This window comes from Micromonospora craniellae (assembly GCF_014764405.1).
GTDB classification, from domain to species: domain Bacteria; phylum Actinomycetota; class Actinomycetes; order Mycobacteriales; family Micromonosporaceae; genus Micromonospora; species Micromonospora craniellae.
In genome coordinates, this window is sequence record NZ_CP061725.1 from 3,681,920 (window position 1) to 3,706,369 (window position 24,450).

The 24,450-nt window shown below is 68.6% G+C and carries 26 protein-coding genes, 1 tRNA gene, 2 rRNA genes and 1 pseudogene; 13 read left to right on the forward strand and 17 right to left on the reverse strand.

Annotated elements, in window-relative coordinates; genetic code table 11:
- Positions 1–315 precede the first annotated feature (315 nt).
- Positions 316–3,428: ribosomal RNA gene (locus ID554_RS16420) — 23S ribosomal RNA — on the forward strand.
- A gap of 97 nt (positions 3,429–3,525) precedes the next feature.
- Positions 3,526–3,642: ribosomal RNA gene (gene rrf, locus ID554_RS16425) — 5S ribosomal RNA — on the forward strand.
- A gap of 484 nt (positions 3,643–4,126) precedes the next feature.
- Here rrf and ID554_RS16430 read toward each other — a convergent pair.
- The 3 genes from ID554_RS16430 to ID554_RS16440 form a co-directional block, all read right to left on the reverse strand.
- Positions 4,127–5,941 (reverse strand): VanW family protein, encoded by a 1,815-nt coding sequence (locus tag ID554_RS16430; protein WP_117227231.1) that lies wholly within the window; start codon positions 5,939–5,941, stop codon positions 4,127–4,129.
- Between the two features lie 158 nt (positions 5,942–6,099).
- Positions 6,100–6,237, reverse strand: a complete 138-nt coding sequence (locus ID554_RS16435) for a hypothetical protein (protein WP_191088562.1) — start codon at positions 6,235–6,237, stop codon at positions 6,100–6,102.
- Positions 6,222–6,668, reverse strand: coding sequence for a hypothetical protein (locus ID554_RS16440; RefSeq protein ID WP_191088563.1), 447 nt, complete (start codon positions 6,666–6,668; stop codon positions 6,222–6,224). The genes ID554_RS16435 and ID554_RS16440 overlap by 16 nt, the downstream gene beginning before the upstream one ends.
- Before the next feature lie 41 nt (positions 6,669–6,709).
- Between ID554_RS16440 and ID554_RS16445 the strand changes: the two genes are divergently transcribed.
- Positions 6,710–6,946 carry a hypothetical protein gene (locus tag ID554_RS16445; protein ID WP_117227232.1) on the forward strand — a complete coding sequence of 79 codons (237 nt, stop codon included), beginning with the start codon at positions 6,710–6,712 and terminating at the stop codon, positions 6,944–6,946.
- A gap of 59 nt (positions 6,947–7,005) precedes the next feature.
- On the opposite strand, the gene ID554_RS16450 is transcribed toward ID554_RS16445, so the two are convergent.
- The 4 genes from ID554_RS16450 to ID554_RS16465 form a co-directional block, all read right to left on the reverse strand.
- Positions 7,006–8,676, reverse strand: a complete 1,671-nt coding sequence (locus ID554_RS16450; RefSeq protein ID WP_117227233.1) for a DUF885 domain-containing protein — start codon at positions 8,674–8,676, stop codon at positions 7,006–7,008.
- Between the two features lie 65 nt (positions 8,677–8,741).
- Positions 8,742–9,815, reverse strand: a complete 1,074-nt coding sequence (locus ID554_RS16455) for a PHP domain-containing protein (RefSeq protein ID WP_117227234.1) — start codon at positions 9,813–9,815, stop codon at positions 8,742–8,744.
- A 69-nt stretch (positions 9,816–9,884) separates the two neighbouring features.
- Complete coding sequence (locus ID554_RS16460) at positions 9,885–12,782, reverse strand: glycosyl hydrolase (protein ID WP_117227235.1); 2,898 nt, start codon at positions 12,780–12,782, stop codon at positions 9,885–9,887.
- Positions 12,783–12,951: 169 nt separating this feature from the next.
- A complete protein-coding gene (locus ID554_RS16465; protein WP_117227236.1) occupies positions 12,952–13,683 on the reverse strand; it encodes a M23 family metallopeptidase in 732 nt (243 codons plus the stop codon).
- 67 nt (positions 13,684–13,750) lie between these two features.
- Between ID554_RS16465 and ID554_RS16470 the strand changes: the two genes are divergently transcribed.
- The 4 genes from ID554_RS16470 (at position 13,751) to ID554_RS16485 (ending at position 15,606) form a co-directional block, all read left to right on the forward strand.
- Positions 13,751–14,092 carry a hypothetical protein gene (locus ID554_RS16470; protein WP_117227237.1) on the forward strand — a complete coding sequence of 114 codons (342 nt, stop codon included), beginning with the start codon at positions 13,751–13,753 and terminating at the stop codon, positions 14,090–14,092.
- Positions 14,093–14,224: 132 nt separating this feature from the next.
- Positions 14,225–14,392: a hypothetical protein gene (locus ID554_RS16475; RefSeq protein WP_191088564.1), complete on the forward strand. Its 168-nt coding sequence runs from the start codon at positions 14,225–14,227 to the stop codon at positions 14,390–14,392.
- 130 nt (positions 14,393–14,522) lie between these two features.
- The gene (locus ID554_RS16480; RefSeq protein WP_117227238.1) at positions 14,523–15,053 is read left to right on the forward strand and encodes a tRNA adenosine deaminase-associated protein; all 531 of its coding nucleotides are present in this window, start codon (positions 14,523–14,525) and stop codon (positions 15,051–15,053) included.
- Positions 15,054–15,105: 52 nt separating this feature from the next.
- Positions 15,106–15,606, forward strand: a complete 501-nt coding sequence (locus tag ID554_RS16485) for a nucleoside deaminase (protein WP_117227406.1) — start codon at positions 15,106–15,108, stop codon at positions 15,604–15,606.
- A gap of 75 nt (positions 15,607–15,681) precedes the next feature.
- On the opposite strand, the gene ID554_RS16490 is transcribed toward ID554_RS16485, so the two are convergent.
- From ID554_RS16490 to deoD, 3 genes are all read right to left on the reverse strand, one after another.
- Entirely contained in the window at positions 15,682–16,143 is a 462-nt protein-coding gene (locus ID554_RS16490) for an acyl-CoA thioesterase (protein WP_117227239.1), read from the reverse strand.
- On the reverse strand, positions 16,143–16,778 hold the full coding sequence (locus ID554_RS16495) for a TetR/AcrR family transcriptional regulator (protein WP_117227240.1): 636 nt from the start codon (positions 16,776–16,778) through the stop codon (positions 16,143–16,145). Before ID554_RS16495 ends, ID554_RS16490 begins: the two co-directional genes overlap by 1 nt.
- A 231-nt stretch (positions 16,779–17,009) precedes the next feature.
- The gene (gene deoD / locus ID554_RS16500; protein ID WP_117227241.1) at positions 17,010–17,717 is read right to left on the reverse strand and encodes a purine-nucleoside phosphorylase; all 708 of its coding nucleotides are present in this window, start codon (positions 17,715–17,717) and stop codon (positions 17,010–17,012) included.
- 75 nt (positions 17,718–17,792) lie between these two features.
- Between deoD and ID554_RS16505 the strand changes: the two genes are divergently transcribed.
- A tRNA-Ser gene (locus ID554_RS16505) sits at positions 17,793–17,879 on the forward strand.
- A 207-nt stretch (positions 17,880–18,086) separates the two neighbouring features.
- Here ID554_RS16505 and ID554_RS16510 read toward each other — a convergent pair.
- From ID554_RS16510 to ID554_RS16520, 3 genes are all read right to left on the reverse strand, one after another.
- The gene (locus ID554_RS16510; RefSeq protein ID WP_117227407.1) at positions 18,087–18,581 is read right to left on the reverse strand and encodes a thioredoxin domain-containing protein; all 495 of its coding nucleotides are present in this window, start codon (positions 18,579–18,581) and stop codon (positions 18,087–18,089) included.
- A gap of 74 nt (positions 18,582–18,655) precedes the next feature.
- The gene (locus ID554_RS16515; protein ID WP_117227242.1) at positions 18,656–19,213 is read right to left on the reverse strand and encodes a hypothetical protein; all 558 of its coding nucleotides are present in this window, start codon (positions 19,211–19,213) and stop codon (positions 18,656–18,658) included.
- A 191-nt stretch (positions 19,214–19,404) separates the two neighbouring features.
- Positions 19,405–19,566, reverse strand: coding sequence for a hypothetical protein (locus ID554_RS16520; RefSeq protein ID WP_158573699.1), 162 nt, complete (start codon positions 19,564–19,566; stop codon positions 19,405–19,407).
- Positions 19,567–19,571: 5 nt separating this feature from the next.
- Between ID554_RS16520 and ID554_RS16525 the strand changes: the two are divergent.
- Positions 19,572–20,225 (forward strand): annotated as a pseudogene (locus ID554_RS16525) (XRE family transcriptional regulator); the annotation flags it as partial.
- Positions 20,226–20,330: 105 nt separating this feature from the next.
- Here ID554_RS16525 and ID554_RS16530 read toward each other — a convergent pair.
- From ID554_RS16530 to ID554_RS16545, 4 genes are all read right to left on the reverse strand, one after another.
- Positions 20,331–20,942 (reverse strand): NPCBM/NEW2 domain-containing protein, encoded by a 612-nt coding sequence (locus ID554_RS16530; protein ID WP_117227243.1) that lies wholly within the window; start codon positions 20,940–20,942, stop codon positions 20,331–20,333.
- On the reverse strand, positions 20,906–21,085 hold the full coding sequence (locus ID554_RS16535) for a hypothetical protein (RefSeq protein WP_117227244.1): 180 nt from the start codon (positions 21,083–21,085) through the stop codon (positions 20,906–20,908). Before ID554_RS16535 ends, ID554_RS16530 begins: the two co-directional genes overlap by 37 nt.
- Before the next feature lie 337 nt (positions 21,086–21,422).
- On the reverse strand, positions 21,423–22,559 hold the full coding sequence (locus ID554_RS16540) for a tyrosine-type recombinase/integrase (protein ID WP_117227245.1): 1,137 nt from the start codon (positions 22,557–22,559) through the stop codon (positions 21,423–21,425).
- A 71-nt stretch (positions 22,560–22,630) separates the two neighbouring features.
- Entirely contained in the window at positions 22,631–23,086 is a 456-nt protein-coding gene (locus tag ID554_RS16545; protein WP_117227246.1) for a hypothetical protein, read from the reverse strand.
- 234 nt (positions 23,087–23,320) lie between these two features.
- Between ID554_RS16545 and ID554_RS16550 the strand changes: the two genes are divergently transcribed.
- Genes ID554_RS16550 through ID554_RS16565 form a run of 4 tightly spaced genes read left to right on the forward strand, consistent with a single transcriptional unit; the run spans position 23,321 to position 24,318 of the window.
- A complete protein-coding gene (locus ID554_RS16550) occupies positions 23,321–23,632 on the forward strand; it encodes a hypothetical protein (RefSeq protein ID WP_147333413.1) in 312 nt (103 codons plus the stop codon).
- Entirely contained in the window at positions 23,629–23,907 is a 279-nt protein-coding gene (locus ID554_RS16555) for a hypothetical protein (RefSeq protein ID WP_117227248.1), read from the forward strand. The genes ID554_RS16550 and ID554_RS16555 overlap by 4 nt, the downstream gene beginning before the upstream one ends.
- Positions 23,904–24,164, forward strand: coding sequence for a hypothetical protein (locus ID554_RS16560; RefSeq protein ID WP_117227249.1), 261 nt, complete (start codon positions 23,904–23,906; stop codon positions 24,162–24,164). The genes ID554_RS16555 and ID554_RS16560 overlap by 4 nt, the downstream gene beginning before the upstream one ends.
- A 10-nt stretch (positions 24,165–24,174) precedes the next feature.
- Complete coding sequence (locus tag ID554_RS16565; protein ID WP_158573700.1) at positions 24,175–24,318, forward strand: hypothetical protein; 144 nt, start codon at positions 24,175–24,177, stop codon at positions 24,316–24,318.
- Positions 24,319–24,450: the final 132 nt, after the last annotated feature.

Below are 24,450 nucleotides of genomic sequence, written 5' to 3' on the forward strand. Positions count from 1 at the left end.
TTTCTTGTGGCAACGGCCGGCAGGTTCGAGTACGGCCATCTTCCTTTGTGGGGGTGGTGTGGAAAGAGTTTTCTGTTGGTGCGGCTGTGGGGAGATGGTTGGCACCCTGTTGAGTCCTGAAGGAACAATCCAGTGTGGTTGTTTGCTTCAGAGCCATCTTTCTTGCCTCTGTGGGGGTGGGGGTGGTTGCCAGGCATGGCCTGGTCTCGCATACCGGATGTTGTCCCCTGGTGGGGGTGGTGTTGCTGGTGTGGGGCTGTGGGTTGTGGGTTGGTTGTTTGTTGAGAATTGCACAGTGGACGCGAGCATCTTTGTGGTCAAGTTGTCAAGGGCGGACGGTGGATGCCTTGGCACCAGGAGCCGATGAAGGACGTGGGAGGCCGCGATAGGCCTGGGGGAGCTGTCAACCGAGCTGTGATCCCAGGGTGTCCGAATGGGGTAACCCGGCACCAGTCATGTGGTGTCACCTGCACCTGAACTCATAGGGTGTGTGGAGGGAACGCGGGGAAGTGAAACATCTCAGTACCCGTAGGAAGAGAAAACAAATAGTGATTCCGTGAGTAGTGGCGAGCGAAAGCGGATTGAGGCTAAACCGGTTGCGTGTGATACCTGTCAGGGGTTGCGTGGTCGGGGTTGTGGGACTCTGTGTGGTGGGCTGACACTCACTGAAGAAGTCACAAAACCAGTTGTTAGTCGAATGGTCTGGAAAGGCCGACCGTAGACGGTGATAGTCCGGTAGGTGAAAGCAGCTGGTCTTCTATGGATGTTCCCGAGTAGCGGCGGACTCCTGAAATCTGCCGTGAATCTGCCAGGACCACCTGGTAAGCCTGAATACTTCCTGGTGACCGATAGCGGACGAGTACCGTGAGGGAATGGTGAAAAGTACCCCGGGAGGGGAGTGAAATAGTACCTGAAACCGTTCGCCTACAATCCGTCGGAGCCTTGCGGGGTGACGGCGTGCCTTTTGAAGAATGAGCCTGCGAGTTAGTGGCATGTGGCGAGGTTAACCCGTGTGGGGGAGCCGTAGCGAAAGCGAGTCTGAAGAGGGCGTTGGAGTCGCATGTTCTAGACCCGAAGCGGAGTGATCTAGCCATGGGCAGGCTGAAGCGCGGGTAAGACCGTGTGGAGGGCCGAACCCACCAACGTTGAAAAGTTGGGGGATGACCTGTGGTTAGGGGTGAAAGGCCAATCAAACTCCGTGATAGCTGGTTCTCCCCGAAATGCATTTAGGTGCAGCGTCGTGTGTTTCTTGCCGGAGGTAGAGCACTGGATGGTCTAGGGGGCCCACAAGCTTACCGAAATCAGCCAAACTCCGAATGCCGGTAAGTGAGAGCGCGGCAGTGAGACTGCGGGGGATAAGCTTCGTAGTCGAGAGGGAAACAGCCCAGATCACCAGCTAAGGCCCCTAAGCGTGTGCTAAGTGGAAAAGGATGTGGGGTCGCATAGACAACCAGGAGGTTGGCTTAGAAGCAGCCATCCTTTAAAGAGTGCGTAATAGCTCACTGGTCAAGTGGTTCCGCGCCGACAATGTAGCGGGGCTCAAGTACACCGCCGAAGCTGTGGCATTCACATGTGTGCTTCGCTGGAATCTTTGTGGTTTTGGCGCAGGTGTGTGGATGGGTAGGGGAGCGTCGTGCCGGGGGTGAAGCAGCCGAGTGATCGAGTTGTGGACGCGGCACGAGTGAGAATGCAGGCATGAGTAGCGAAAGAAGGGTGAGAAACCCTTCCGCCGGATGACCAAGGGTTCCAGGGCCAGGTTAATCCGCCCTGGGTGAGTCGGGACCTAAGGCGAGGCCGAGAGGCGTAGTCGATGGACAACGGGTTGATATTCCCGTACCCGCGAAGGAGCGTCCCTGATGAACCTCGTTGTGCTAACCATCCGAGCTGTGGGCGGTCTTCGGACCAAACGCGGGGAGCGTGGGAACCTGGCGGGTAGTAGTCAAGCGATGGGGTGACGCAGGAAGGTAGCTGAGCCCGGCCGGTGGTGGTGCCGGGGTAAGCGTGTAGGCCGATGTGTAGGTAAATCCGCACGTCATGGGGCTGAGACGTGATGCCGAGCCGATTCAGGTGAAGTCAGTGATCCTATGCTGCCGAGAAAAGCCTCTAGCGAGTTTCGAGCGGCCCGTACCCCAAACCGACACAGGTGGTCAGGTAGAGAATACCGAGGCGATCGGGCGAACTGTGGTTAAGGAACTCGGCAAATTGCCCCCGTAACTTAGGGAGAAGGGGGGCCGGAGACGTGAAGCCCCGCGCGGGTGGAGCGTTGTATGGCCGCAGAGAGCAGGGGGAAGCGACTGTTTACTAAAAACACAGGTCCATGCGAAGAAGTAATTCGATGTATATGGACTGACGCCTGCCCGGTGCTGGAACGTTAAGGGGACCTGTTAGCTCTTCGGGGCGAAGCGGAGAACTTAAGCGCCAGTAAACGGCGGTGGTAACTATAACCATCCTAAGGTAGCGAAATTCCTTGTCGGGTAAGTTCCGACCTGCACGAATGGCGTAACGACTTCCCCACTGTCTCAACCACAGGCCCGGCGAAATTGCAGTACGAGTAAAGATGCTCGTTACGCGCGGCAGGACGGAAAGACCCCGGGACCTTTACTATAGCTTGACATTGGTATTTGAGTTAGCTTGTGTAGGATAGGTGGGAGCCGGTGAACCTTGTACGCCAGTATGAGGGGAGGCAATCTTGAAATACCACTCTGGTTGATTCGGGTATCTAACTTCGGACCGTTATCCGGTTCAGGGACAGTGTCTGGTGGGTAGTTTAACTGGGGCGGTTGCCTCCTAAAAGGTAACGGAGGCGCCCAAAGGTTCCCTCAGCCTGGTTGGCAATCAGGTGTTGAGTGCAAGTGCACAAGGGAGCTTGACTGTGAGACTGACGGGTCGAGCAGGGACGAAAGTCGGGACTAGTGATCCGGCACTTGCGTGTGGAAGCGGTGTCGCTCAACGGATAAAAGGTACCCCGGGGATAACAGGCTGATCTTCCCCAAGAGTCCATATCGACGGGATGGTTTGGCACCTCGATGTCGGCTCGTCGCATCCTGGGGCTGTAGCAGGTCCCAAGGGTTGGGCTGTTCGCCCATTAAAGCGGTACGCGAGCTGGGTTTAGAACGTCGTGAGACAGTTCGGTCCCTATCCGCCGTGCGCGTAGGATACTTGAGAAGGGCTGTCCCTAGTACGAGAGGACCGGGACGGACGAACCTCTGGTGTGCCAGTTGTCCCGCCAGGGGCACGGCTGGTTAGCTACGTTCGGAAGGGATAACCGCTGAAAGCATCTAAGCGGGAAGCTCGCTTCGAGATGAGGTATCCCACCCACCCTTTGGTGGGGTAAGGCCCCCAGCTAGACGACTGGGTTGATAGGCCGGAGATGTAAGCCCGGTAACGGGTTCAGTTGACCGGTACTAATAGGCCGAGGACTTGACTATCAAAGCTGCTACGCGTCCACTGTGTAACTCACAACAAACAAACACGCCCCCGACACGTGGTGTTGGCGCGGGATGGTGTTTGACATGTTGATAAGGTTACGGCGGTCATGGCGGAGGGGAAACGCCCGGTAACATTCCGAACCCGGAAGCTAAGCCCTCCAGCGCCGATGGTACTGCACCCGGGAGGGTGTGGGAGAGTAGGACACCGCCGGACATCTTCTCGATTTAGGGCCACCCCCAAGGGGGTGGCCCTAAACGCATTTACGCTCCCTTAGCGCAGCCCGGCGTGACTTTCGCGAGTCGTGGCACCGCTGTAGACAAGGCGATAGAGAGTGGCTGGCTCACCCTCGCTGGGCGAAGCAGAGCCGCTGCGCGGCCCGACCCTGCCCCAGCCGGCCTGGATGGGAGCGATAAGGGGCGCTGCGGCATCACAGCCTTCAGATTGGTGCAGGCACTAGACGACGGTCGTACCCGGAAGGGTTCCGCTCGGGACTCGACGGTATGTCGCGCCCGGGATCGGCATGACCCGCCACACCCCCGGCCTGCGCCGCTGTCGGCCGGGTGAGGATCGGAGCGTCCGGGTGTTAGGAAGGGTCCCCTGCTATGCACGAGGCGTTAGCAGGGGACCCTTCCTTACACGGAAGGCCCCGCCGGCGCGGGGCCGGCGGGGCCGTGATGGAGCTGGTGCAGGACGGACGTCAGGAGCCGGGCTCCTTGGCGCAGATGAAGCGCGGCTCGGCGCGGTACGTCCAGGTGAACTTCTCCCGCTTGACCACCTTGCCGTCCTTTTTGATGACCCGGAAAGCGTCCTGGGTGAAGCCCTGGCTGCCGTTGGCGGGGATGCAGGTCGGGCCCGGCTCCAGGTAGACCGTCTTGGACGACGTGATGTTGCGTCGCGGGCTGTACTCGGTCTTGACGCTGTCCCAGATCTTCGTGCTCCAGATCGACACGGTGAGCGAGCTGCCCGTGTACGAGGTGTCGATTAGGACGCCGTGGTCGGTGTTGTTGCGGAACTTGAAGTCGAGGTTCGGCCAGAAGATGGTCGACTCGATGACCGAGGGGTAGCGGCTGAAGTAGTACGAGTGCGGCTTGTGCTCGACGTCTTCGAGGCCGGCGTAGTACGTGGCGTTGAACAGCGTGGTGGTGAACTGGGAGGTGCCGCCGCCGACGCCCGGTACCAGCTTGCCGTCCATGATCACTGGCGCGTCGCGGTAGCCCTGGGCGTACCCGCGCTCGCCCGTGTGCCCGTTGAGGGAGAACGTCTCGCCGGGCAGCACCACGGTGCCGTCCACCTTCTTGGCGATCGTCACGATGTTCTGGCTGCGCGCCGAGGAGAGTCCGCCGGTGAAGTGGGTGGTGAAGGAGGAGACCTTCTCCTTGATGCCGAGGCCGCCCAGCTTCTCCGCAGTGAGCTTCGGCTCCTTCTCCGTGAGCTTTGCGGTGATCGTGCGGTCCTCGGTGCGGGGCAGGACTGCCAGCAGGTCGTCGCCGAGGCTGCTGGTGTCGACCTGCTGGCCCGCACGCCCGTCGACCACCTTCGGCTTGCCGCGGGAAATGGTCATCCTGGCGTCCTTGGGCGCCAGCTCGACCTCGTTCAGCCGGTTCCCCAGGGCGTCCCGCAGCCGCTTCATGTCGATGCTGGCAGTGAGCTTGCCCGCCTTGTCGGCCTTGAAGCGGAGGCCCTTCGCGATGGCCCCCGGCGGGATGTTCACCGAACCTCGGTCGGTGGTCAGCTTCACCGGCGCGGCGACGGCCGGTTCGGCCAGCTCGCGCACCATGCGGTCCACCTCCTCGGCCGAGGTGGCCGGGTGGCTCTCCACCAGCGGCACCGTCACCGGCTGGCCGCTCAACCAGCCTGCCTTGACCACGTCGGCGGAGTGCTCCGGGTCGACGGCGAGGCTGGGCTTGGGGTGACGCACCTTCGGCTTCGTGCCGGTGAACGTGATCGCCGGCATGGTCATCTTGCGGCCCTGGTCGCCGACGAGCTTCTCCAGCTCGGCCTCCAGCTTCGCCACGTCGACGGAGACCACCGGTTCGACCTGCCGCGAGCCGACCAGCCGGTCCACCGCGTGCGCGTCGGTGGCCGCCGCAGCAGCCACCGTGGCGTCGACGTCGACGGTGAGCCCGACCTCCGCCGGGTTGATCTCGGCTGACCGCTCGCCGATGCGTACCTGGAGCGGGGCGGCGAGTTCGGCGGCGCGACGGTCCAGCTGTGCCCGCAACTCACGTGCCGCGTCGGTCCGGCTCCGCCCGCCGAGCTCGGTGCCCATCACGCTGGTGCCTCGGGGCACGTCACCGGCGTACGCCCAGACGGTCACCGCGCCCACCGAGGCGAGCACGGCTGTGGCCACCCCGGAGGCGAGGAGCAGGCGGAACCGGCGCGGCCGGGCCGGTGTGCCCGGCGGGGCGGCGCTCGCCTCGGGCTCCGGCCGATCGGCCGGCCAGTTGACCGCGGTCACTTCCACGGTGGGCCGATCGTCGGCGGGGGGCTTCTTCTCGCCGTACAACGTCACAGCAACCTCTTCGGGGAACTACCGCAGGGGGATGGGATCCACCCGGAAGACAACTACGGTAACCAACGGTGCGGCCGGCGGGGAGTCCGAGTGGCCCGGTAGTCCTCGGACGAGCCGGTCTACCATGTCGAGACGGTCGCGACGGTCACTCTTGGTGATCACGCATTGTTTCCCCGGTCAGCGGCGCTGCGGCGGAAGGCCAGCCAGCCCATGATCAGCGCGGTCGCGGCAGCGGTGGCCAGGGCGCAGGACAACACGCCGGTGACGGTGCGCGGCGCGATCAGGGTGGCTGCCACCGCCAGCACGGCCGACGCCACCCACAGCGGCAGGGCCGGCCTCCGGGTGGCGGTCGCCACCCGATCGTTGACACCACCGCGTACAGGGCGCCGGTGGCGGCGAACAGCGGGGCTGACCCGGCCAGATGCCGGTAATCGGTGCCGCCGGCCAGGTGGAACGCCACCTCCCCGCCGACGGCGGCCGCCGCGACCAGTGCCGCGCCGCAGACCAGGATCAGCCCCAACGCCACCACGCGGGCCCGGCGGTCGCCCCGGGCCAGCCGGGGCAGCACCAGGAGGGTGACCACCTGAGGCGCCCACAGCGCCCCCTTGGCGAGGACCGCACCGACCGCGTACGCGCCGGAGTCGGCCGCCGGCAACAGTTGGCGGGCGAGGAGCAGGTCGGCGTACGAGATGGATCGGGCCAAGGAGAGCCGGGGCCAGCTCACCATCCTCGGCGTGTACGCGCCGCTCGGACTCGGCCGTACTCGGTGTGGCGTTGATCCTGGTCGGATTCCTGGTCTCCCGCGACCGGGGCCGGAGTGGCGCAACCGGTCGGCATGCCGCCACCTCGGCGCCGACCCGGGTTGACCAGCCGGCGGTCCGCGACGACCAGCGGCAGAGCGGCCCGTGGTCCGACGAGAGCCCGCCCGCGTCGACCAACTGGAAGTCCGACGGGCCCACCGTGCCGGGGCATCGCTCCGCGCGGAGCGACTCCGACAAGGACTGATCCCGACGCGCCGAAGGGCGACACGGGACGAGGGGTGCCCCTCGTCCCGTGTGCGCGGCTCAGAGCCGGTCCAGCGCCCGGCGCAGCGGGTCGAGCCCGAGAGCGCCCAGGTCGAGCGCCTGCCGGTGGAACTCCCGCAGGTCGAAGTCGGCGCCCTTGCGGACCTTGGCGTCCTCCCGGGCCTGGAGCCAGATCCGTTCGCCCACCTTGTACGACGGTGCCTGCCCCGGCCAGCCCAGGTAGCGGTTGAGTTCGAAGCGCAGCATCTCGTCCGGCACCCGGCAGTGCGCCCGCATGAACTCCCACCCCAGCTGCGGCGTCCAGCGCTCGCCCGGGTGGAAGTCGAACGGGTTGTCCGCAGGGATCTCCAGTTCGAGGTGCATGCCGATGTCGACGATCACCCGCGCGGCCCGGAACGCCTGGCCGTCCAACATGCCGAGCTTGTCGCCCGGGTCCGCCAGGTAGCCCAGCTCGTCCATCAGGTTCTCGGCGTACAGTGCCCAGCCCTCGCCGTGGCCGGAGACCCAGCAGAGCAGCCGCTGCCACCGGTTGAGCAGCTCCGCCCGGACGGCCGTCTGCCCCACCTGGAGGTGATGGCCGGGTACGCCCTCGTGGTAGACCGTGGTCACCTCCCGCCAGGTGGAGAACTCGGTCAGGTCCTGCGGCACCGCCCACCACATCCGGCCCGGCCGGCTGAAGTCCTCGCTCGGGCCGGTGTAGTAGATCGCGCCGTCACTGGTCGGCGCGATCATGCACTCGATCCGCCGGACCTGCTCCGGGATGTCAAAGTGGGTGCCGTTCAGGTCACTGATCGCCTGCTCGGCCAACCCCTGCATCCAGTCGCGGAACGCGTCCTTGCCCCGGATCGTGCGCTTCGGGTCGGCGTCCAGCGTGGCCACCGCCTCGTCGATCGTGGCGCTGGGCCCGGCGATCTGCGCCGCCACCGTCCGCATCTCGGCCTCCAGCCGGGCCAGTTCCGCGAACCCCCAGGCGTACGTCTCGTCCAGGTCGACCCGGGCACCGAGGAAGTACTGCGAGGCCAACTCGTAGCGTTCCCGCCCGGCGGCCTGCTTCTCCCGGCCGTGCGGAGCCAGTTCGGCGCGCAGGAACTGCCCGAACTCGGCGGTCGCCGCAGTGGCCGCCGCCGCGCCCCGGCGCAGTTCCGCGCCGAGGGCGCCATCGGCACCCAGCCGCTCGACAAGCCCGTGGAAGACGTCGTCGCCCTCCGGGTCCACCCAGGTGTCGCACTGCTTGGCCACCTCAAGCAGCTGCACCCGGGAGCTGACCCGTCCGGCGGCAGCCGCCTCGCGCAGCGTGGTCTTGTAGGACTCCAGCGCGCCGGCGAAGAGGTGCAGCCGGGCGGCGATGTTGGCCTGCGCCTGCTCGCCCTCCTGCGGCATCAGGTCGAAGATCATCCGAATCTCGTGCAGCCCGGAGGTGATGACGCTGACCTCGCTGCTCGTCTCGCCGGTGTCGTAGCGGGCGAGGTCGAGGCCCAGTCGCTCCTGCATCGCCTCCTGGGCGGTGCGTTCGGCCTCCGACTCCGGCTCGATGGCGTCGAGTTCGGCGAGGGTGCGCCGGCTCAGGTCGGCGCGGGCGGCGTACCCGTCGGGTGACAGGTCGTCGAGCTGGTCGTCGTGTCCGGAGATGCCGACCATGGTGGCGCCCGCCGGACTCAGCGCCGCCCAGTCGGCGACGTACCGGTTCGCGAGGTCATCGATTCGTCCCACGCAGCGAACCCTACGTGACCCGTCCGGCGGGGCAGCGGAGCAGCACGGCCGGGGCGCTTACGGTGTCAGACGGGAGCGGTCCAGCCGTGGGTCCAGGCGACCAGGTCGTCCGCAGACCAGCTGTTGACCACCCTTTCGGCGGGTACGCCGCAGTGGGCCGCCCGCTCGCAGCCGAAACGCTGCCAGTCGAGCTGCCCCGGCGCGTGCGCGTCGGTGTTGACGGCGAACAGGCACCCGGCCTCCAGGGCCCGTCGGATCAGCCGCTTCGGCGGGTCCTGCCGCTCCGGTCGAGAGTTGATCTCCACTGCGGTGCGGTGCTCCACGCAGGCGGCGAAGACGGCATCGGCGTCGAAGTCGCTCTCCGCCCGGGTCCGGGCCCGATGCCCCCGGTCGCCGGGACCGGTCACCCCGGCCGGACGCGACGACACCATCCGCCCGGTGCAGTGGCCGAGGATGTCCAGGTGCGGGTTGGCGACGGCGGTCACCATCCGCCGGGTCATCTTCGCCCGGTCGTCGTTGAGGCCGCTGTGCACCGAGCCGACCACCACGTCCAGCCGGGCCAGCAGCTCCTCGTCCTGGTCGAGCGAGCCGTCGGCGAGAATGTCGACCTCGATGCCGGTGAGGACCCGGAAGCCCTCCGGCAGCGCCTCGTTGAGCCGCGCCACGTGATCGAGTTGGCGGCGCAGCCGATCCGCGGTCAGTCCCCGGGCCACCTTCAACCGGGGCGAGTGGTCGGTGAGCACCAGGTACTCGTGACCCAGCTCGACCGCAGCCAGCGCCATCTCCTCGATCGGTGACCCCCCGTCGGACCAGTCCGAGTGGGTGTGGCAGTCACCGCGCAGCGCGCTCCGCAGCGCGGCGGCCTCGGCGTCCAGGTCGGTGCCCTCGGTGGCGACCAGCCGACGCAGGTAGACCGGTTCCTCGCCGGCCAGCGACTCGGTGACGCACCGCGCCGTGACGTCGCCGACCCCGGCGAGTTCGGTGAGCTTGCCGGTGCGGGCCCGCTCGGCCACCTCGGCGGCGGGTAGCGCGGCCAGCGCGGTTGCCGCCGACCGGAACGCCCGGACCCGATAGGTGGCCTCGTTGGCGCGCTCCAACAGGAACGCGATCCGACGCAGGTCAGCAACGGCATCACGCATGTACTGCAAACTACGCGTCCGCGCCGCCGGTCGGGGTGTGACCGGCGGCGCGGTGTGCGGTGCCAGAGGTCAGGAGTACGGCAGCCGCACCACCGACCGGTTACCGACGCCCAGGCTGCTGGGGCTGTTGCCGATCGCGGACCAGACCTCCACCCGGACCGTGCCGCCACGCAGGTTGCCGAGGCTGCCGGTGCTGGAGTGCAGCCCAGCCGCCTGGGTGTAGGTCTCCCAACCGGGCACCGGGTCGGTGGCGAAGTAGCGGTACGTCTCCACCCGTTCCCAGCTCCCGTTGCCGGTCAGGTCGTACGAGATGCGCATCTGCACCCCGTTGCCGACCGCGTTGCCCGCGTCGAGGAAGAGATCGAACGCGGTCTGTCCGCCGGTGTGGTTGAGGTTCAGCCCGGTCGCGGTGAACACCGTCGGGTTGGTCGGCGTACCGTCCCGGTTGGTGCCACCGGCACTGGCCACGGTCGTGGTCCCGGGGGTGCCGGCCGCCGCCAGTCCGCCGCCTGCGAGCAGGTAGCGGGTCGGCTGACCCGGACCCGGGGGGTTCGTCGGCGTGGGAGTCGGCGTCGGCGTCGGCGTGGGGGTGGGCGTCGGGCCCGGCGGTACGCCCCCGCCGGCACTGCCGCCGCTCCAGGTGTGCGCACCGCTGGTGGTGGTACGCCCGGCGGCCACCGTGAGCTGCGTACCGTCGGAGAACCGTACGGTCAGCGGGGTGGCCGAGATGTTGCTGGCCACGTAGGTGCGGGCGCCGTTGCGGTTGAAGACGGCGGCCAGCGGGTGGTCGGCGGTGATCCCGGTGTCGACCCGGCCCAGCCCGGCGAGGTTGCGGATCCAGTGGAAGGTGTGTGCCCGGCTCTCGCCCTCCTCCGGCGTGTAACCGGGGTTGGCACGCAGTTTAGCCAGCGCCGCGTCGGCGTCACCAAGGGCGAGGAACTGCCAGTGGATGTCCTGCCACACGGTGGGTTCGCCGCCGTTGTTGCGGACCAGTTCCTGGTACTTGGTGGAGTTGTAGTTCGGGTGGTAGCCCAGGTAGAGGTGGCCGCCGGTGATCGGCAGCAGGTTGATGCCCTGGATCATCTCCGGCTCGGCGCTGAACCAGGTGGCGTACGCTCCGCCGTCGCCCCAGACCATGCCCACGTTCGAGTGCCCGAACGCGGCGGGGAAGTTCTCGTCGTGGACGTCGAACCAGTACTCGTGGATCGCCGCCGCCTGGGTGGTGTAGATGAAGATGCCGGCGTCCCGGACGGCGGTGTTGCCGGTGGCCTGCCCCCACTGGATCAGGGCGTTGGCGAAGTTCATCCCCTCGGACGACGACTCCTGGTTGTTGCCGCTGGCGAACGAGCCGTGCCCGGAGGCCCAGTCGTGCCCGGCGTAGATGTCGAAGTCACGCAGGTACGGGAAGCGGGTGTCCGCCCGGTCGTAGTTGTTGGCGTCCCGGATCAGCAGGTCGATCATGCCGCCGTACTGGTCCTGCCGGGCCCAGGCCGGGTCGAACTTGGCCAGCGTCGCGGCGGCGGCGATGTAGTAGCCGTAGTGGAAGTGGTGGTCGTTGAGTTCCTGGTCGGAGCCGTACGAGCCGGGGTAGCCGATCAGGGTGCCCCACCGCTCGTCGTAGTAGAAGAGGCGCTCGGTCTCGCCGGGCGAGGCGGTGAGCCAGTCGTTGAGCGTGGACCGGATGGCGTTCAGCGCCGAGGTGCGGGTCTCGGTGTCGCCGACCAGGTCGGCGATCTCGGCGATCCGGGCGGCCCGGCCGAGGCCCTTGCCGGTCCAGTAGGTGTCGCCGCCGCGCTGGTCCATCGGGTTGCTCCGGACCGCCGCGAGGTGCTGCCGCAGCGTGGTCAGGTCGGCCCCGGCGCCGGTGGCGACCGCCGGCAGCTCGGGCAGTACGCCGTGGAACCGCATCGAGGTGCGGAACTCGCCGACGCCGGTGAGCACCTTCATCCGGCCGCGCGCCGACGGGTAGGTCGGTGCGATCGGGGTGGCGCCGGTCAGCGACTTCCACTGGTGCGGGTAGAGGCTCACCACGGTCCGCGTCTCGGTGCCCTCGCGCGGGGTGGTGGTGAAGGTGTAGCGGGTCTCCACCCGGCTGGTCGACTGGTGGTAGGAGTAGCCGACCCGGGTCCCGGTGACGTGGGCGTGCGCGTACTGGCCGTAGGTGGTGGCGAGCTGGTTGCGGGCCGTGGCGTCACTGGTGGACGGCAGCAGGGCGACCGAGAAGTAGCCGCGCCCGGCCAGGTTGGAGCTGATCCGGGTACCGCTCACGGTCCAGGAGGCGCCGGACGGCGCGTACGCGACGTAGTCGTGGCCCCGGACGCTGAAGCCGATCCGGCCGGCGCTGTTGGAGAAGACCGTGAAGCCGCCGCCATTCGCGTTGATCACCGCGTCGCCGCCGGTGGTGCGGAAGTACGCGAACGGCAGTCCGTGCCCGATGGTGGCGCGCAGGGTGCGGGTGCCGTCGCTCCAGTACGGGGTGACCGTCCAGTCCGTCCAGTCGGCGACCCGGACGATCGGGGCGGCGAGTCCGGCCACGCCGACCCGGATGTCCTCGACGTAGGGGTACTTGTACTCGCCGACGCCGGTCGCGGTGCCGCTGATGGCGGCCACCGACTCGGCGGAGAAGCCGAGTCCGTCGGTGACCGGGCGGTAGGACGCCGGGTGGGCGTGCAGCGGCTCGCTGAACGCGCAGTTCAGCCGCTTCCACAACAGCGAGGACCACCAGTCGTTGGTGGGGATCGGGCCCGGCGGCGCGTCGGCGGTGGCGAACTGCCGAGGGTTGGTGGTCATGTTGCCGCAGCCGCTGGGGAGCGGGCCGACGGGGGTGGTGGTGTAGCTGCCGGCGCCGACGGGCGCGGCCTGTGCGGGGGAGGTGGCGGTGACGGCCAGCCCGCCGAGGACGAGGGCTGCGGCGGCGGTCGCGGCCAGCAGCCGATGACGGGTACGGCGTGGGACGGGAGGTCGCATCTTTCCTCCATGGCGCGCCGGTCGGCGGCGCGTTTCGTCGTCGTTTGGGGGGTTGGTTCCGAGAGAGAGCGCTCTCTCTGGTGTTACGCGACGGTAGTTCACCGGCACGACCTGCGTCAATGTGTCGGACTGATGAAATGCGGATGACACCGGACGGGACGTCCCCGGCTCAGCGCGCCGGCGGTTGCTCCGGGCAGCCGTTCTTGCGGTGCCAGGCCGCCACCTCGGCCGCCGGCTCGCGGTTGCCACCCTTGCGCCACGAGTCGAGGTACGGCGCCGGCCAGACCACGCCCCGGCGGATCCACCAGCCGTCCTCGCCCAGGCACGGCGGGGAGATGCCGAAGTGCAGGTGGCAGACGTTGTTGGCGTTGCCGGTCCGGCCCACGGTGCCGAGCTGCTGCCCGGCGCGTACCCGCCCACCGGGCGCGATGCCGTCGGCGATCTCGGTCAGGTGCGAGCCGTAGTAGCGCACGCCGTCGTCGCCGAGCACCGACACCGACAGACCACCGTTGTACGGCCCCTGTGGCCCCTGCTTGCTGTACCGGTCCCGGCGACTGACCTCGCCGATCGTGCCGTCGGTGACCGCCACGAAGGGCTCACCGCAGTCGGCGAAGATGTCGGTGCCCGGGTACGCCGAGTGGGTCGGGTGGTAGGCAACCTTCGTCGCGCGTACCGGGAAGACGTGCCGGAGTCCGGCGCGGGTCGGACCGGCGGTCGCGGCCGGCTGGTCCGTGGTGTCGGGCGTCTCGGTGGTGGGAGACGGCGTGCCGGCCGTGATCGGCGAGCCGGTCGGCGGCACCACGCGCGGGGGACCGGGCGTCCCGCAGCCGGCGGCGGCGAGCACCGGCACGAGCAGCAGCGCGGCGTACGCCGAACGGCGTCCGATCGTCAGCGAGACCATCGGGTCATCCTGACAGGTATCGCCTACGGTGGGTGGACGACATCCACGCGAGGGAGGAGTGGCAGGGATGCAGCCCTACAGCCCGTCTGGCCTCTTCCCGTCCGGGCGTCCGCCGCGCCCCACGTACCGCGAGCCGCACCCGGTCAGCGGTGCCGGTGTCGCGTCGGGGGCCGTCGGCGCCCTCGTCTGGCTGGCCCTCTTCGCCCTGCTCGGACGCAGCCTCGCCGGGTACGCCTGGTGGACCCTGCTCGCCGGTGGCCTGGCCTGGCTCGCCGCCCTGGTGCTGGTCCGCTTCGGTGACCGGGGAGCGGCCGCCGGCATCGCGATCGTGACCGCCGGCGGCTGGAGCATCGCCACCGTCGCGGTGGTCACCCGCTGGGTGGCCGGCGGCGACTGGCCGCTCTGGTAGGGCCGACGCCGGCCCCGACGCGACGGCGTCGAGCGGCGGCGACGGCCGCCACCGGCGGTGACTGCGCTGCGTTGTTGTGCAGGCACCGAAACCCGTCTTGACTCGGCCGCTGTGACTCGGCACGCTCCCGGTATGGCCTGGACCACTCCGCGGCTCGATCCGGATCGCAGCCGTCGCCGCCTTCAGCTCTTGGCGCAGTTGGCGGACGCCCGCTCGGTGCGCGAACGCGAACGGCCGCAGCGGGCACGCACTGATCGGCTCCGCCAGCTGATCGCCACCCGCCGTCGCCTGACCGGCTGACCGGCGTCCGTCACTTTCCCCAGGAATGACCGGCCCTTCGGGGCGTTGACCGGTCGCCTGCCGACCCGACCGGCTAACGTGCACGCGTAACGGGTCGGCGTGTGCTGTGCCGAGGCTACTTGGGGGAACCGTGTCGTACTTCGCTGCGGCCGTCGTGCGAGAGAAGGGCGGCTGGACCGCCGCCGAGCTGAGTCTGCGGGGTGCCGCCGACGTCGACGAGGTGGCCGAGCGGCTGCGCGACGTCGCCCCCGACGCGGACCTGTCGCTGCTGTTCGTCGAGGCGGACGACACCTACCTGGTCGTCCTCCGCCTCGACGAGGGCGAGGACCTGCGCGTCTTTGGTTCCGACTCGGCGTACGCGGAGGAGTCCCGGCTGGGCGCCCTGCTGGTCGGCGACCTCAAGACGTCGGTCACCGGGCTGGACGACACCGAGGAGGTACGCCCGGCCGCCACCAGCGGTGGCGACGACAACGAGCAACCGGCCGTCGATCCGGAGGCGGACCCGGTCGGCGAGGCGGACCTCCTCACCGACCTGGGCATCCCCGCGCAGCGGCTGCTCGCGCTCTGCGCCCACGAGGGCATGATGCCGGCCGACGTCACCGCCGAGGTGTGCCAGGTGCTCGGCTGCGTGGACGACGTCGAGGAGTTGCGTGAGGTCTGACCCGGTCGCCAACCTGACCGGCACCGGCCGACGACAGCGGCACGAACTCTGGATGCGTCGGGCGCTGGAGATCGCGGTGACCGGTTCTGCCGTTCCGGCTGGCGGCGTCGCACCCGTCCCGGCCGAGGCCGATGCGGCCGTCCCGGCCGACGCCGATGCGGTCGCGCCGATCGACGACGTGCCGGTGGGCGCGGTGCTCTACGGCCCGGACGGCGCCGAGCTGGCGGTGGGCCGCAACGAGCGGGAACTGACCGGGGACCCGACCGCGCACGCCGAGGTGCTGGCCCTACGCCGGGCCGCCCAGCGGCTGGGCAGGTGGCGGCTGGACGGCTGCACGCTGGTGGTGACCCTGGAACCCTGCACCATGTGCGCGGGTGCGCTGGTGCTGGCCCGGATCTCGACCGTGGTGTTCGGCGCGTGGGAACCGAAGACCGGGGCCGCCGGCTCGCTCTGGGACGTGCTGCGGGACCGGCGGCTCAACCACCGTCCCGAGGTGTACGGCGGCGTGCTGGAGGCCGAGAACGCCGCCGTCCTGCGCGCCTTCTTCCGCTGACGCCGCCGCGTGTCGCGGCCCGGTCGTGCGCTGCGTGTCGCCGCTGATCGCCGTCGGGTGGCATCGTCCGAGGTGTCAGGCCGAGGTCGGCCGGAGCAGTGTGCCGGCGACCGCCCGGGCCGCGTCCGTCCACGGTGTCGGGCGCATCGTCGCCGGGTCGAGCCGGACGATCGCCCGCCGCCCCTCCGCGTACGTGGTGGTGTCGTCGAGGGAGTGGAACCGGTAGGCGTACTCGCCGCTGCTGGTGCCGAAGTGCTCCAGCCAGAAGTGCACGGCGATCGGGCCGGTGCCGGTGACCGGCGCGCGATAGGTGATGGTGAACTCGCGGACCGCGTGGAACACGTCCGGCGTGGTGGCCCGCCCGCCCCGGTAGGCCACCCCCCGATCCGACCAGTAGGCGGTGATCGCCCGCTCCAGCAGCAACGCGTACCGGGCGTTGTGCAGGATGCCGAGCGCGTCGAGGTCGTCGAAGTGCACCATGGCCTGCCCGAGGTGGCCGTATGCGACGGCGGGCTGGTCGGCGAGGGCGTGGGTCATCAGGGGCCTTCCGGTAGCAGGGTGGGATCGGGGCACAGCGCCCGCAGGTGGGCCAGCACGCCCTGACGGGCGTGTCGATAGGTGGTCTCCGGGTCGAGCAGCCGGGAGCGCATCGCTGCGGCGATCCCGTACGCGTCGATCTCGTACGCCAGCAGCGCGACGTCCAGGTCGGCGGGCAGTTCGCCGAGATCGACCGCCTCCCGGACGAGCCGTTCCAGGAACGCCGTCCAGGTGGCGAAGACCTCGGCGAGGCGATTCCGGACCGACCCGGGCCGGGCGTTGAACTCGAACTCGGTGGTGGCGAAGAAGCAGCCGCCGGGCAGCACCCGCGCGACGTAGAAGTCGATCCGCGCCTCGTGCAGCGCCCGGATGCGGCGTACGCCCCGGGGTGCGCGCCGGGCCGGCGCCATGATCCGTTCCTGCCACTGCGTGACGGCCCGGTCGATGGTGGCGAGTTGCAGCGCCTCCTTGGAGCGCCAGTGCGCGAAGAGGCCGGACTTGCTCACGCCGAGGGAGTCGGCGAGGTGCCCGAGGGAGAGGCCGTCGAGCCCGTTGGCGGAGGCCAGGCTGACGGCGGCGTCCAGCACTGCGGTGCGGGTGCGCTCACCCCGGGCGAGCCGGCCGTCGACGGTCATAGGGCGACCCTACTAAAGAAGACCGACCGGTCGTATTTATTTACGCGGTGACGATCGTCACCGACCCCGACGCGCCGCGTCCCGCCACCACGAGGCGGTGACGGGACGGTCGATGCGGCTGCCGCAGTGGCGGCGCTGTCGGCGGCGGCGCTGACGGCAGCGGCGCTGACGGCAGCGGCGCTGGGGGCGGCGGCGCTGAGAGCGGCGTCCCTGGATGCGGCGGCGCGGTGTTCAGGCGATGATCGTGTCCAGCGCGATCTCGACCATCTGGCTGAACGTCTGCTCTCGCTCCTGCGAGGTGGTCTTCTCGCCGGTCTTGATGTGGTCGCTCACCGTCAACAGGGTCAACGCCCGCGCCTTGAACCGCGCGGCGATCGTGTACAGCGCGGCCGACTCCATCTCCACCGCCAGCACGCCGTACTCGGCCAGGCTGTCGTAGAGGTCCGGCCGGTCGGTGTAGAAGGCGTCCGCCGCCAGGATCGGCCCCACCCGCATCGCCACGCCGCGCCGCTCGGCCACCTCCACCGAGGTACGCAGCAGCCCGAAGTCGGCGACCGGGGCGTAGTCGATCAGCCCGTCGAACCGCATCCGGTTCATGTTCGAGTCGGTCGACGAGCCGATCGCCGCGATCACGTCACGAAGCTTCAGGTCCTCGGTGAGGGCACCGCACGAGCCGACCCGGATCAGCGACTTCACGCCGTACTCGTTGACCAGCTCGTGCGCATAGATCGAGGCCGACGGCATGCCCATCCCCGAGCCCTGCACGGAAACCTCGACACCGTTCCAGCGCCCGGTGAAGCCCAACATCCCCCGAACCGTCGAGTAGCAGGTCGCGCCCTTAAGGTAGGTCTCCGCGATCCACTTGGCCCGCAGGGGGTCACCCGGCATCAGGACCCGCTCGGCGATCTCGCCCGGCTTCGCGCCGATGTGCGTACTCATGGCAGAGATCCTGCCAGGCCCACCTGCCCGGGACCGGTTCGGCGTCGGAACCGACAGTCCTGTAGCCTGTTCGGCGGTGGCGTGTCCGAGTGGCCTAAGGAGCACGCCTCGAAAGCGTGTGAGGGTTTACGCCCTCCGCGGGTTCAAATCCCGCCGCCACCGCTCGTGAAACACCGAGAACGCCCGGCACGATCCCAACGGATCGGCCGGGCGTTCTCGGTGCCGCCCCTCGTGTCACCCTCGTCGCTGTCCCTCGTGTCGCTCCCCGCTGGCCGAGAGCGCTGTCCAGGCCGCGAGCCGCCCCGACCGCCACGAGATCTTGGTACGAAAGCGCCTCTTGGAGGGCGGATTCGTACCAAGATCTCGTGATCAGCAGGGGCCGTGGCCCTCGACGAAGAGACGGTGGGCCCAGTCTGCGTACCCGGCGATGATTTTCTGGACCGTGTGGCCGTCGTGCAGGAACAGGTAGGCGCGGTCGCCGTCGCGGGCGAGCAGGCCGTCGAAGCGGTGCGTTCCCGGCGGTGCGTGCAGCGCGCGTACCTCGGGATAACTGGTCCTGACCTCGGCGATCGGTGACCCGGCCGCGATCCCCTCCGGGGTGCGGACCGGGTCGCCGGCCCAGAGCAGGACCAGCCGGTCGTCGATGAAGACCGGGCTGATCATCTCGTGTCCGGCCAGCGTCGGACCGCAGGCGTCGACGTCGGTGCGGAGTATGCCGCGCCGGGTCAGATCGTCCTCCGTGTCGCCGAAGTCGACATCGGACAGTCCGTCGAGGTCGACGACGCTGGCCGCGGCGACCGGCTCGCGGACGGCGATGGTGTCCGGCGGCATGGGTCCGCTGCCCGAGATCGCGGCAGCAAGCAGCAGTGTGGCGATGAAGCCGAATTGTCGCAATTTCATGGAATCCCCCAGTCCCCAACGTGACGGGAGCGAAGAGGTTATTGCCGCGCCTCCCATTCGTCGGCCAGCTCGTCCCAGTAGTCGGCGCTCAGGCCGCGCCGGCCGTGGGTGAGCCAGCCCTCGGTGCTCCGCTCCACGTGCAGTCCCAGCTCGGCGAACGGATCGATCCACCGCCCCGGCTCCGCGCCCAACTCGGTCAACGCGGCGTTGATCGGCCACTCTGGACGCGGCCCGTCGAACGCTGCGTCGAAGCGCGGCCCCCAGGACAGGGCGCCGCCCAACCAGACCGCCGCCGCCTGGCGCCCGGCCCCGCCGGCGAACTCCGCCTCGACGTACGCCACCGGCCTCCGCCGCGACCAGCGGGCCAGCACCTCGACCAGCGTGGGGGAAAGCACCAGCGCGAACGGGTCCGCCGCGCTCGGCTCGTCGGCCGCATAGTCGGGTGGGGTGCCGGTCAACTCCGTCACCAACTGCGGCGTCACCGGCAGCAGGGCGAAGTCCTGCCGCAACTCGCCGAGCACCGCGTGGTCCAGGTCCCGGGTCTCCTCGCGCAGCAGGTCGGCGTCCGCGAGGATCGCGCTGAGCCGGTAGCTCACCGAATGTCCACAGCCTGTGGATAGAACATGTGTACGACGGTGGTCGGGCGTGCTCGCCGTCGTCGGGCAGCGCTCGGCTCCATCCGGTCAGTATCGCGGTAACGGCGACTTCCGGCTGCCGTCGTCGGCCGGTCGTACCGCCAGAGGCCGCCCGTTCCGGGACGGCCCCTACCCCCCGTTGCGGTACGTCCTCAGCCGGCCAGGGCGGGCTGCTGCGGTGGTTGTTCGCCGGGCCGGGCGACCAGGAGCGCGGCGACGGCGACCAGAGCCCCGGCCGCGGTGAGCCCGAGGATCAGCCAGGGCGGCCCGAAAGGGTAGTACTCACCCGGAGTGAAGGCGCTGTGCACGGTCATGACCGGGGGAGCCGAACGACGCCAACAAGCGGCTCGTCCAGCGGTGGGAGTCAGGCGCGATCGCCGCACCCCGGCCGGTCTACGTCCGGGCCCTGGAGGTGGTCACCGGTCTGCCGATCGAACTGCTCGGGTTCGGGACGGTGGCCGACGGCGAGGCCGCCGAGGACGGCAACGGTGGCCACGACCTCACCTCGCCGATGTTCCGTCTGGCCACCCCGACGCCCGCACCTCGGGCGGCCACCGCCCACGGGTCCTACGCGGGTGTGTGGCTCAGTCGCTACCAGTACCACTCCAGCAGCCGGGACGAGTCCTTCGCTGGCCAGCACTTCGTGGTCGTGCTGCAACACGGCGACCGGCTGACCGTACGCAGCCTGCCCGGCTCGGCCGCATCGTCGCTGTCACTCGACCTCACGGTGGACGGCAGCGTCGTCACCGGCGTCTGGGTGGAGCAGACGGACCCCACCGGTTACTACCGGGGCGCCCGCTATCACGGGGCGATCCAGTTGTTGGCGGAGCCGACGGGCCGCCGGATGCCGGGAAAATGGGTCGGGTTCGGCAAGGACATGGACGTCAACACCGGTCCATGGGAACTGGTGTTCCAGGACGCGTCGACGTCGAAGGCGACCCTCGACCGCTACAACACCCACCCGGAATTCTGACCGGCCCGCGCTGGCCGTGATCGGCGCCGGCGTCCTCGTCGCCGTGCCGCTCCGGATGGGCCAGATGACCGGGCTGACGCCAGGGATCCGCAGTGCGATGGGATGTCAGGGGGTGACGACCGGGTCGATCCAGGCGCCGTACACGGTGCCCTTGCAGTTCGGGTTCTCCATGACCTGCGTCCTGATCTCGATGCGGAATGCCCCGGTGATGTCGGCCTCGAAGGGCACGATCTGCCCGAGCGCCGCGGTTTCGGTGTGGCGCACCACGCCGTCTGCGAGAACCGTGAACCTGACCCTGGCTTCGGTGGTCGTGTCGTCGCCGAGCCCGACCTCGGCGTCGAACGTGCCGTATTTCCGATCCACCTGGTAGGTCTCCGAGATGGGCTCCAGGTACGCGCACCCCGGGTGGTTGTAGAGCACCTGCTCGTACGACCGGGTATCGACCGTCAACGGACCGGCTGTGAAGCGTGACTCGTCATCGTCGACGCGTTTGGCATCGAGAAGGGACAATTCGCCTGCTGGTGGAGGTGGCGCGGAAGCGGACGGGGTTCCGCTGGGTGTGGATCGCGGTGCGGCGCTGCTCGGGTTGCCGGTGTCGCCCCCGGTGGCCGCCGTGGTCGGCGGCTGATCTTCGATCAGGGCGTCCTGGGTCACCACCACCAGCGCCCCCGATCCGGCGATCATGGTGACGGTGGCCAGGGCGATTCGCCAGTCCACCGGTCGGCCCCACCCACCGCAATCTGATAGATCCCGGCCAGCAACGCGCACAGCCCGATCACCGCGACCACCACGCGAGCGCCGGAGCCCAACACGGCGATCACCGCCGACACGTCGGCGATCACCGCGACCGTGATCCACACGCGATCAGGAGTACGACGAGCAGATTCTCCACCGGCATCCGGCACGGCCAAATCCTCTCGGCACTCGCAGATCCATCGACGCCGGGCCCATCGTATTCGGCGAGGGGTAACTGTGCCGCCCTGCGGCTTCGGCCACGGAGCGTGCCGATCTGTGGGCGGGCGGCGGGAGGGTTGGAGGACAAGAACGGAAGGGCCGACCTGTCGGTACGGCCCTTCCGTTCGTGCTGCTCAAGCGAGCGGAGGATACGAGATTCGAACTTGTTTATTGCCCCAGGTCAGGGTCTTGTGATCCTGGCTGACCAGGGGTTTTGGAGGGGCTGGCGGGGGCTCGCGGGGGTCAAGCGGGGACGAGTTCCCCTGCGTTCCCCCTAAAGTCGATCTTGCGCATCGCGGCCTCCACGGCCGCCACAACGCCCTCGTCGACCTCCGGGAGGAGGTGGCCGTACCGCTGGTCGGTGAACCCGATGTCCTTGTGGCCGATCCGCCGGCTGATGGCCGAAAGCGGCACGTTCGCGGCGATCAGCCACGCGACGTGCGTGTGCCTCAGATCGTGCAGCCGCAGTCCGGGGAACCCGGCGGCCTCGCGAACGAGCCACCAGACCTCGTAGAACTCCTTGCGGCGGATGAGCCCACCCTTCGGGCCGGCGAACACGCGGTCGTCGAGCTTCTTCCCGTCGAGCAGAGGACGCAGCACCTCGGCGATGTCCTGCTGGAAGGTCACATGCCGCTTGCCGCGCTTGGTCTTCGGTGTCTGGTCGATCGGTCGACCGCTGACCTCGACCGTCTGGAGCCGGACGTGAAGGCGGCTCCGCACCAGGTCGATGTCCCGCTTCCGCAACCCCATCGCTTCGCTCCAGCGCAGGCCGGTCGCCATGAACAGCAGGATCAGCGGGCGCCAGTGCTCTGGAGTCGCCTGGATGACGAGATCGGCTTCCTCCGGCGTGAGGAACAGCATCTCGTCCCGGTCGTCGTCCTCTTCGGGCAGCAAGGTGTGCTCGCACGGGTTGTGACGGACGTATCTGTGCGTGATGGCGGCGGCCATGATCACGTAGAGCTGGCCGTGGGCATTCCGTACCGTCTTGTTCGCCAACGGCCGTGGCTTCTTGACCTTGGTGCGCCCGTCGAGCAGATCATTCGTCCACCGCTGCACGATGAGCGGCTGTTCGGACAGCTCGCCCAGGCGCAGATGCCCGAGCATCGACACGATGTATCGGTTGATCACGCCCTCGATGGAGCTCCGGCTGGTCTCCTTGAGGGCCCGCTTGTAGGCCGGCCACCAGGTGGCGACCCAGTCAGCCAGGGTCAGCTCACCGCCGCGCGGCACCAACGCGTCACCGCGCAGGGCATCGGCCTTCATGATCGTCATGGCGTTCAACGCGGCGCTCTTCGTCTCGTACCCGCTGGCGAGCGTGATCTTCTCGCCGGCGATGAGTTCACGGATCCGGTAGCTACGACCGTTCTTCTCAACCCACATCGGCTCTCCTCAGGGCATGGGTGAGTAACCGCGCGGCCCGGGCCCGCGGCGATCGAAGTGGAGAGGTGGTGCTACGCGGTGCGGCGCGCCTGCTCGATGCGGAAGGTCAGCTCCCGCATTCGGCGCTGCTTGTCGCGCTCGCGCTGTTCGACGATCAGCCGCTCATCGGCGGCGCGCATCTCCTCCAGCTGCTGGAGGATCTCAGCCTTGGTCTCGTCGTCGAGGTCCGTTTCGAGGACCTTCCGCTGCTCTTCGTCGATCTCTTCATCGGTGGGCTGGTAGGGCAGATCGGCGGACTGGAGGACGCCAACCCGTAGGAGTAGCGAGATCGGGTTCAGGTCGAACGTCTCGGCGACCCTGCGGACGTTCGTCTCGCGGACCGCGACGGCCCGGTCAAGCCAGTTGGAGACCGTGCGTACGTCGACGCCGACCGCTCGCGCGAACGGAGCCTTCTTGCTCTTGGTCTTGGAGTCGAGAAGCTCCTGAACGACCTTGGCCCACTCGTTGACATCGACCTCGCCGACCATGAGGTCATGGTATCGGGAACGTATTCCCGGGTCTGCACTCACTGCAGGCCGTAGCACGTAGGTGCGTCGCGGGTCGCGTTTGCCGCCGCTGACGCGGGCGGTCGCTCTGAGCCGAGCACGCGCCTTCAATCCTCTCTGAGGCATGTTGGGAAGACTATCCGGGAACGCGTTTCCGGCCAAGTGGTCCGAACGGCCGAGTTGCCGGGCGCGCGCTTCCGGCGTACGGTCCCAAACGTGAAACAGGAAACACGCTCCCGGAAGCGCATGGCACGCCAGCCGGAAACGCCCGCCCGGGTACGAGTGCGCCTGGTTCCGTTCTCGCTGGCGATGCTGGCGCTTGGTCGAGAGCGCGAGTCACAGCAGGCGCACCTGCTGGAGATGGACATCAAGACCCTGAAGCGGGCCCTCGCGGGCGAGTCGGTGGGCGAGAAGTTCATGAGTCAGACGATCTCCGTCTTTCGACAGCACCGAGACGAACTCGCCCGGCGGGGCCTCCAAGTTTCGCTCGATGAGTACTTCGAGGTCCCGACCGAGGACGCTGCATGAGCAGCGGCAGTGAGTTGGAGCTGCTCGACCCGCTGGAGCTGCTCACGTTCGAGGACTTGGCCCGGCTGTGGAAGACGGGCGAGGACTGGCTCCGCAAGGGCGTGTCGGCCAGGAAGTACCCCCACCACCGCGTCGCGGGGCAGATCCGGTTCACCCGGGCCGACGCCGCCGCGATTCTCGCGAGCCTCGCCGTCGGCGTGGCTCACATCCCCACCGCCGACGAGGTCGCCGCGAGGCGCGCCGAAGTCGGCCAACCCATTGGAGGCAGAGCATGACCGGACCCGACACCGGCGGACCCCCGTCCGGACCTGGGATCGACCTAACCGTGCCGTTCGACGAGCAGCAGGCCGCGCGTCTCCGTCGTGAGGCGGCCGCGTGGGGCGCGGGTTCCAAGGGCACGGCCGCGGTGCCGCTGACGGCGGAGCAGCGCGAGGACCGGTACCGCAAGCAGACCAGGTCGACGCGGCTGACCGCGCGTCAGGGCCGCCGCGCTCGCCACAAGGCCCGCCGCTACCCGGCGACCCAGGGCTGACGAGGCGGCTGTGGACGAGTCGACGGGTCGCACGCAGTCCGATGAGGATCGTGCCTGGCTCCGTGGCTGCCTGCTCGTGCTGGCGGCGATGGCCGTGAGCGTCGTGATCATGATCGTCGCTCTCGGTGGCCTCGTGTGGTGGCTGGTCAGCTGATGGCCTGCTGGGCCTGCGTCGGTGGCCGTCACTACCTGTGCTTCGGCCGCTGCTCGTGCTGCGGCGCCTACCGCATCCACCTCAACGGAAGTGGGGTCACGGCCTGCACGCCGTGACCCCGGGATCCCTACT

Bases quoted from the DNA above. Each gene is read 5' to 3' on its own strand.
- ID554_RS16540 (WP_117227245.1), bottom strand. From the start codon at position 22,559: ATGTGGGTTGAGAAGAACGGTCGTAGCTACCGGATCCGTGAACTCATC.
- ID554_RS16555 (WP_117227248.1), top strand. From the start codon at position 23,629: ATGAGCAGCGGCAGTGAGTTGGAGCTGCTCGACCCGCTGGAGCTGCTC.
- ID554_RS16485 (WP_117227406.1), top strand. From the start codon at position 15,106: ATGCGTCGGGCGCTGGAGATCGCGGTGACCGGTTCTGCCGTTCCGGCT.
- ID554_RS16460 (WP_117227235.1), bottom strand. From the start codon at position 12,782: ATGCGACCTCCCGTCCCACGCCGTACCCGTCATCGGCTGCTGGCCGCG.
- ID554_RS16495 (WP_117227240.1), bottom strand. From the start codon at position 16,778: ATGACCGTCGACGGCCGGCTCGCCCGGGGTGAGCGCACCCGCACCGCA.
- ID554_RS16490 (WP_117227239.1), bottom strand. From the start codon at position 16,143: ATGACCCACGCCCTCGCCGACCAGCCCGCCGTCGCATACGGCCACCTC.
- ID554_RS16545 (WP_117227246.1), bottom strand. From the start codon at position 23,086: ATGGTCGGCGAGGTCGATGTCAACGAGTGGGCCAAGGTCGTTCAGGAG.
- ID554_RS16560 (WP_117227249.1), top strand. From the start codon at position 23,904: ATGACCGGACCCGACACCGGCGGACCCCCGTCCGGACCTGGGATCGAC.
- deoD (WP_117227241.1), bottom strand. From the start codon at position 17,717: ATGAGTACGCACATCGGCGCGAAGCCGGGCGAGATCGCCGAGCGGGTC.
- ID554_RS16455 (WP_117227234.1), bottom strand. From the start codon at position 9,815: ATGCGTGATGCCGTTGCTGACCTGCGTCGGATCGCGTTCCTGTTGGAG.
- ID554_RS16470 (WP_117227237.1), top strand. From the start codon at position 13,751: ATGCAGCCCTACAGCCCGTCTGGCCTCTTCCCGTCCGGGCGTCCGCCG.
- ID554_RS16520 (WP_158573699.1), bottom strand. From the start codon at position 19,566: ATGACCGTGCACAGCGCCTTCACTCCGGGTGAGTACTACCCTTTCGGG.
- ID554_RS16465 (WP_117227236.1), bottom strand. From the start codon at position 13,683: ATGGTCTCGCTGACGATCGGACGCCGTTCGGCGTACGCCGCGCTGCTG.
- ID554_RS16440 (WP_191088563.1), bottom strand. From the start codon at position 6,668: ATGGTGAGCTGGCCCCGGCTCTCCTTGGCCCGATCCATCTCGTACGCC.
- ID554_RS16475 (WP_191088564.1), top strand. From the start codon at position 14,225: ATGGCCTGGACCACTCCGCGGCTCGATCCGGATCGCAGCCGTCGCCGC.